We start from the raw sequence: 5,915 nt of genomic DNA, 5'->3' as shown, positions 1-5,915 counted from the left end.
CAATCAGGATAATGGCATGCTGGCGCGGATGACGATGGCCGTCATGAAACGATTCTCCCAACCAGTGGAAAAAGGAGCAGAGACGCTCGTCTGGCTTGCGGATTCGAGCGAAATTAGTGGAGAGAACGGCAAGTACTTTGCGGATATGAAGGAAACCCGCCCCGCCTCTCCGGGCTATAATGAGGTATGTGCACGAAAGCTCTGGGAAGTTAGTGAGAGTCAAACTCGAAATTCGGAAATATCATAGAGGAGAGTAACCACAATGTCGCAAACGAATAACCCGCCCGATCGCAACTACGACGAACGAAGAGAGCAAATCAAAAAGGCTGCGCTCAAAGTGTTCGCAAGCAGAGGGATTGCCGGCACGAAGATAAGCATGATTGCCGCGGAAGCCGGTATCAGCCAAGGGCTTACTTACCGTTATTTTCAGTCCAAGGAAGAACTGTTCACGCTGCTCGTTCATGAGGCCATAGAAGAGGCGCAAACCTCGATAAGGAACGTACCATTGCTTCCGGGAACGCCAATTGAACAATTCAAAGCACTAACATGGAACATGCTGGACGATAGCCACAAGCACTATTTCTTACTCATTCAGCAGGCTCAAACTGAGGAGGGAGTGCCGGAGCAGGCTAGGCAAGCAATCTCGCGGTATCGCCCCGAGGATACGATGGATTTATTGGTTCCTATATTTGTAAAAGGGCAGGAACTTGGTGAATTCGGAAAAGGTGATCCCCGGCAGCTGCTCTTTCTTTATTTCTCCGTGGTCACAGGGCTAATGATCCAAGAGACCCAAGTGGGCAAGGGGTATTGGCAGCGAGAAGTAGACCGTTTGATCAAGCTCTTGACTTGATAGTCAGATAAACCCTCGCCATCTGGTGAGGGTTTTTATCCCTCAACGCCTTGAAGCAACTGGGACTTCTTCTCCCTGAAAGCGATAAATAACTCGAGAATGCCGTTCAATCGTTGGCTTGGCGGAGCTGTGCGGTGTTGTTGCATGTATGTTTCAATATTTTCAAAGAGGAGAATGATGTTCTCTTTCATTAAATCCAAACACAGTTCACCCTTGTTGCGATAGCGGCGATATAGTGTACCTGGACCGATCTGTGCCTCCGCGGCGATTTGGTTCATACTAACTTGTTCGACGCCATTCTGATCGAATAATCGAAATGCCGCATCCAAGATGCGCTGGCGATTCTCGGCTGCGTCGCGACGTTCTGAACGAGGGGGTGTCTCTGAATCAAACATGATAATCATCACTTCCTATTGTGTTGTATGAGTCGTCTTGACAAGCGGAGAAGTCTCCGTTTATTATAAATGGAGAGGTCTCCGCTTAATATTATCATAAGGAATAGGAGTGTACAAGACATGCCGAATTACGATAAAAGCGCATTGTTGATCATGGATTTGCAGAACGGTATCGCATCTCGTTTCCCCGAAGAGGAGCTGCTTCCATTTCAAAAAGCAATTGAAGCCGCGCGCAAGAACGATATCCCGGTTATTTATGTGCGAATCGCGTTCCGCGAAGGTTACCCTGAGCTTAACCCGCGCAACAATATGGCAGCAAGAATCTCGCAGTACGGTGGCATGACTACTTCAGACATAGCGACACAAATTCATGAATCTGTGAAGCCTGAGCCAGGAGAGCCGATCGTAACGAAGCTCCGCGTTAGCGCATTCTCCGGAAGCGATCTAGAGGTCATCCTTCGATCTCTCCGAATCGACACATTGATTCTTACTGGAATTGCTACTAGTGGTGTCGTGCTGTCTACTCTGAGAGAAGCAGCGGATCGTGATTATACGTTGAAAGTTCTTTCAGATGCATGCCTGGATGGCGATCCCGAGGTTCACCGGGTTCTCGTTGAGAAGGTATTCCCTCGTCAAGCAGAGGTACTGACTACAGACGCGTGGATCCATTCTTTTGGTACACATTAAGATGTAAGCTCTGCAGCAAGAAGATGGAAAGAAGGCTTGTTTCKATGCCAATTTGGAAAAGAAATTTGATCGTTTGCTGGTTTGGCATGTTTGTGACAGGCGTGGGCATGAGTCAGATTGCGCCAGTATTACCGCTTTTTATCCAGCATCTTGGTGTAAATGATGCAAGTTTAATTGCCCAGTATTCGGGCATTGCTTTTGGGATTACCTTTGTCGTCTCTGCTATTTTCTCACCTATTTGGGGGGCTGCCGCGGATAAGTTCGGGCGTAAACCGATGTTGCTGCGAGCAAGTCTTGGCATGGCTATTGTTATTGGCAGCATGGGTTTTGCTCCCCATGTATATGTGTTGATCGGGCTGCGACTATTGCAGGGCATAATAACGGGGTATGGGACGGCCTGCACAACTTTAATTGCAACGCAGACGGAAAAGAACCACGCAGGTTACGCTTTAGCTACCTTGTCAACTGCCAGTATTGCAGGTTCATTGCTGGGCCCCTTAATTGGCGGATTTCTCGTAGAGAATTTCGGCATGCAAAATGTGTTTTTTATCACAGGCGGGCTAATGCTGCTGGCTTTCATGACGACGGCCATGTTCGTGAAAGAAACATTCACGCGTGAAGATAAACAAGTGCAAAGCGCCAAAGAAATTTGGGCACTTATTCCAGAGAAGAGCTTGACGATAACGATGTTCGTCACCTTTTTTATTTTAACCGTAGCGCTTTATTCCGTTGAACCCATTCTCACCGTCTATATTACCCAGTTGTCCCATAATCTTAATCATGTAGCTCTGATTGCAGGGATCACATTCTCAGCCTCTGGATTGGCCAATATTTTTGCTGCGCCAAGGCTTGGAAAACTGTCCGATCGCATAGGGGCACATAAAGTGATGTTGATTTCGCTTATTGCTGCCGGCATCATCTTCATCCCCCAAGCTTTCGTAACCAATCCTTGGGAGCTGATGGTTCTTCGCTTTCTGCTAGGTCTCACGGCGGCAGGTTTGACTCCTACGGTGAATATATTGATCAAGAAAATCACGCCCACAGCGATTACCGGAAGAGTTTTCGGTTTTACGATGTCGGCAGGATATTTAGGCGTATTTGCAGGTGCTATTTTGGGCGGACAGGTAGCGGCTTGGCTCGGCAGTAGATATGTATTTATAGTCACGGGTGCGTTGTTGCTGATCAATGCAGGTTGGGTCTATTTTAACGTGTATAAAAAGATCCAAGCCAATAGGGAGCTTACGATTATCCAATAAACAAAAGAGGGTTGTACTCATGCAAATTAAATGGTTTGGTCATTCTTCATTCTTGCTAACGTCTGAAGAGGGAACGAGAATTCTCATCGATCCTTATTATAAATTTCTTGGTTATCGCATGCCGGTTCCGATTGAATCCGATATTGTCGTCGTCACGCATAATCATGCTGATCACAACAAAGTGCAAGCCGCATCGGGCGATTACTTGCTGGTTAATGAGCTGAAATCATATACACGCGGTGATGTGAGTATCGACGGTTTCAAGACGTTCCACGATAAAGTGAATGGGAAGAAACGTGGCCCTAATATCATTTTTCGATTCAAAATAGATGGGTTAACGATCTGTCATTGTGGTGATCTGGGTCATCTTCTCACAGAGGAGCAGGCTCAGGAAATCGGCAAGGTCGACATTCTCATCGTTCCTGTAGGAGGCAAAATGACGCTCGATGGTGAGGAAGCTGCTCACGTGATGCGTCAATTGCAAGCGACTGTTGCGATCCCGATGCATTATCGGACAAAGGCATTAGGCATTCTTGGGAAAATTGTTTTTGCCAAGGTGGATAAGTTCATCGAGGCTGTGGGGACGCGCCGGACAGAGGTGAAGACTTTGCAGGTGACGAAGGAAAACCTCGATGAATTCAGAGGTGTCGTTACGATGCAGTATGAGTAAAGCCAAGTTGTTTCCACGCAAAAGCATGCTCGGGCTTATTGAAATGATGTTCCGTTACAAAAACCTAGGTAGATATTTCAGTTGGGATCAAGTTGATTGTTTGTTAGCATCGGATTACAATACTTTAAGGATAAGAGTGTGTCAATAAATTGTAACGTTGAGTAGTGGCGGCGTTACTTGAGAGGTTAGAGGCATTTGGTAAAGAAAGTGCATGATCGGATGATCGGAAAAACGCGTGTATTAATAAAAGACACCTTGTTGCTTCTCATCGAGGAAAAAGGATTTAGCAGTGTTACTGTCAGGGAYTTGACRCTTAAAGCACAGATCAATCGCGGCACATTTTATTTGCATTATCTGGACAAATATGACTTGATTGATCAAATAGAAAATGATTTTCTAACTCAGTTGACCCATTACATGCAAATGCTGAATGTGCTGGATATGCGGAAATGTCATCAAGAAAATACGCCATATTTTCCATTGGTACAAGTTTTTCAATTTATCAAACAGAACGGTCGGATGCTGAAGGGTCTATTAGGATCTCAAGGTGATCCTGCCTTTGCACAGAAACTGAAATTGTTTTTGAAAAATGGATTTTTCGCGGAGTTTATTGAGAAATTGGATGATCCAACGATACCCAAAACGTATTTTTCCGCATTTGCAACCTCTGCTTATCTAGGTATTATCGAAGATTGGCTGAATAACGATATGCAGCAAACGCCTGAAGAAATGGCAATCATTTATGTGAAGATCAAATATTTCGGAATGAAATCATAATACAAATGAAAAGAGGATGTCCCTAAAGCCATGAAGCTGGCGAGGGGCATCCTCTTTTCAAATTCGTAATGAACAACGTGTTGATCGTCGATCTAGGTCTATCTTATGTTATGGGAGCATCCTATTCAATCAACGTTGTTGACTGGAGTGTTGAGTGTGCAATAGCTTTTCGAAAACGCTTAATAAAAGGTTGACAAAGGAATTGTGTTCTTGTACCTTGATATTAGACGTTCATCTAATTAGATGATTATTAAATCATAGTTTTATCAGGTGTTACCAAACCAACAAATCTGACTAGATGGGGGAGAATCATGTCAACAGTTGGAATCTTAGGGGTCATTCATGACAATGAATTGCGAAACAAGTATCATTTCACTTTGGATGTAATAAAGAAGTTGATTTTAGAATTTAATCCAGATGTCATATGCGGTGAAGTACTTCCCGACAGCTGGGAGAAATACAAAAGGGATTCCACACATCGAGGATATTGGGGAGAACCTGCAAGTGAGTACTGGGATTTAATTTTTCCCTTATGCGAAGAGATGAAATACGATTTTGAACCTATTGATTGGGTGGAACTCGATGTTTGGATGGATTTTGATCCATTCAAACACTATAACGAGCAACAACGGAGCGTATTGAACACGGAATCCGAGCAATGGTTTCAGAGACAACTTTCCACTTGGAACGCAAGTGCTATTCCTTTCAATTCATTGGAATACGACACTATTACCAAGCAGAAATACGACTGGCTAAAAGAAATCAATCCAGAGTCGTATGTATTTCAATGGGAATGCAGAAATCTAATCATGACTCAACGGATAAAGAATGCAATCAATAAACATCTAGGCAAACGTATTTTATGTATTGTAGGTGCAGACCATAATTACGTCATATATGAAGGAATGGTTAAAGCTAAGGACATACAGCTTATATATCCATTAAATAGTTAGTGCAGGGACTTATTTCATTGCCACATAAAAACAAACTGAAGAAGTAAAAGTCTACAATTGCTAAGCACGAATGATTTCCATATGGCTTATAAACTTAAAGTCGCATAGCTGCGGCTTTTTTTGTCCTAAAAAAAATCAATTTTCCAAATAAAATATTCCATTGAGTTTTAAACTTATTTTTCCTAGAATTGGTTAAAACAGACGCCACACATTAGCGAAAAGGCAGGAGGGGAGGGTGATTAACCCCATGTTAGAACTATTGTTTGTTGATGATTAATGAGGACAAAGCAGGGTGGACATTTTTTAGTTGAGTGGACTATATGAAGT

7 protein-coding genes and 1 pseudogene are annotated in these 5,915 nt (G+C 43.7%); 7 read left to right on the top strand and 1 reads right to left on the bottom strand.

Annotated elements, in window-relative coordinates; genetic code table 11:
- Together AC1DUA_RS22915 and AC1DUA_RS22910 are read left to right on the top strand one after the other, a co-directional pair.
- A pseudogene (locus AC1DUA_RS22915) lies at positions 1-247 on the top strand (short-chain dehydrogenase); the annotation flags it as partial.
- 15 nt (positions 248-262) lie between these two features.
- Positions 263-850: a TetR/AcrR family transcriptional regulator gene (locus AC1DUA_RS22910; protein ID WP_477501972.1), complete on the top strand. Its 588-nt coding sequence runs from the start codon at positions 263-265 to the stop codon at positions 848-850.
- Positions 851-885: 35 nt separating this feature from the next.
- Here AC1DUA_RS22910 and AC1DUA_RS22905 read toward each other — a convergent pair whose 3' ends face one another.
- Positions 886-1,245 carry a TetR/AcrR family transcriptional regulator gene (locus tag AC1DUA_RS22905; RefSeq protein ID WP_477501971.1) on the bottom strand — a complete coding sequence of 120 codons (360 nt, stop codon included), beginning with the start codon at positions 1,243-1,245 and terminating at the stop codon, positions 886-888.
- Between the two features lie 120 nt (positions 1,246-1,365).
- Here AC1DUA_RS22905 and AC1DUA_RS22900 point away from each other — a divergent pair, with 120 nt between their 5' ends.
- The 5 genes from AC1DUA_RS22900 (at position 1,366) to AC1DUA_RS22880 (ending at position 5,588) form a co-directional block, all read left to right on the top strand.
- Positions 1,366-1,932 (top strand): cysteine hydrolase family protein, encoded by a 567-nt coding sequence (locus AC1DUA_RS22900; protein WP_477501970.1) that lies wholly within the window; start codon positions 1,366-1,368, stop codon positions 1,930-1,932.
- Between the two features lie 44 nt (positions 1,933-1,976).
- Positions 1,977-3,188, top strand: coding sequence for a multidrug efflux MFS transporter (locus AC1DUA_RS22895; protein ID WP_477501969.1), 1,212 nt, complete (start codon positions 1,977-1,979; stop codon positions 3,186-3,188).
- Positions 3,189-3,207: 19 nt separating this feature from the next.
- Complete coding sequence (locus AC1DUA_RS22890) at positions 3,208-3,858, top strand: MBL fold metallo-hydrolase (protein WP_477501968.1); 651 nt, start codon at positions 3,208-3,210, stop codon at positions 3,856-3,858.
- 195 nt (positions 3,859-4,053) lie between these two features.
- A complete protein-coding gene (locus AC1DUA_RS22885) occupies positions 4,054-4,635 on the top strand; it encodes a TetR/AcrR family transcriptional regulator (protein ID WP_477501967.1) in 582 nt (193 codons plus the stop codon).
- Between the two features lie 311 nt (positions 4,636-4,946).
- Entirely contained in the window at positions 4,947-5,588 is a 642-nt protein-coding gene (locus tag AC1DUA_RS22880) for a hypothetical protein (RefSeq protein WP_477501966.1), read from the top strand.
- Positions 5,589-5,915 lie beyond the last annotated feature (327 nt).

It is taken from the genome of Paenibacillus sp. 01T422, from assembly GCF_056398785.1.
This window is presented reverse-complemented; position numbering and strand designations above follow the sequence as displayed.

What these genes read in the sequence shown, in the direction of transcription:
- AC1DUA_RS22890 (WP_477501968.1), top strand. Translation starts at nt 3,208, where the DNA reads ATGCAAATTAAATGGTTTGGTCATTCTTCATTCTTGCTAACGTCTGAA.
- AC1DUA_RS22900 (WP_477501970.1), top strand. Translation starts at nt 1,366, where the DNA reads ATGCCGAATTACGATAAAAGCGCATTGTTGATCATGGATTTGCAGAAC.
- AC1DUA_RS22905 (WP_477501971.1), bottom strand. Translation starts at nt 1,245, where the DNA reads ATGTTTGATTCAGAGACACCCCCTCGTTCAGAACGTCGCGACGCAGCC.
- AC1DUA_RS22895 (WP_477501969.1), top strand. Translation starts at nt 1,977, where the DNA reads ATGCCAATTTGGAAAAGAAATTTGATCGTTTGCTGGTTTGGCATGTTT.
- AC1DUA_RS22880 (WP_477501966.1), top strand. Translation starts at nt 4,947, where the DNA reads ATGTCAACAGTTGGAATCTTAGGGGTCATTCATGACAATGAATTGCGA.
- AC1DUA_RS22910 (WP_477501972.1), top strand. Translation starts at nt 263, where the DNA reads ATGTCGCAAACGAATAACCCGCCCGATCGCAACTACGACGAACGAAGA.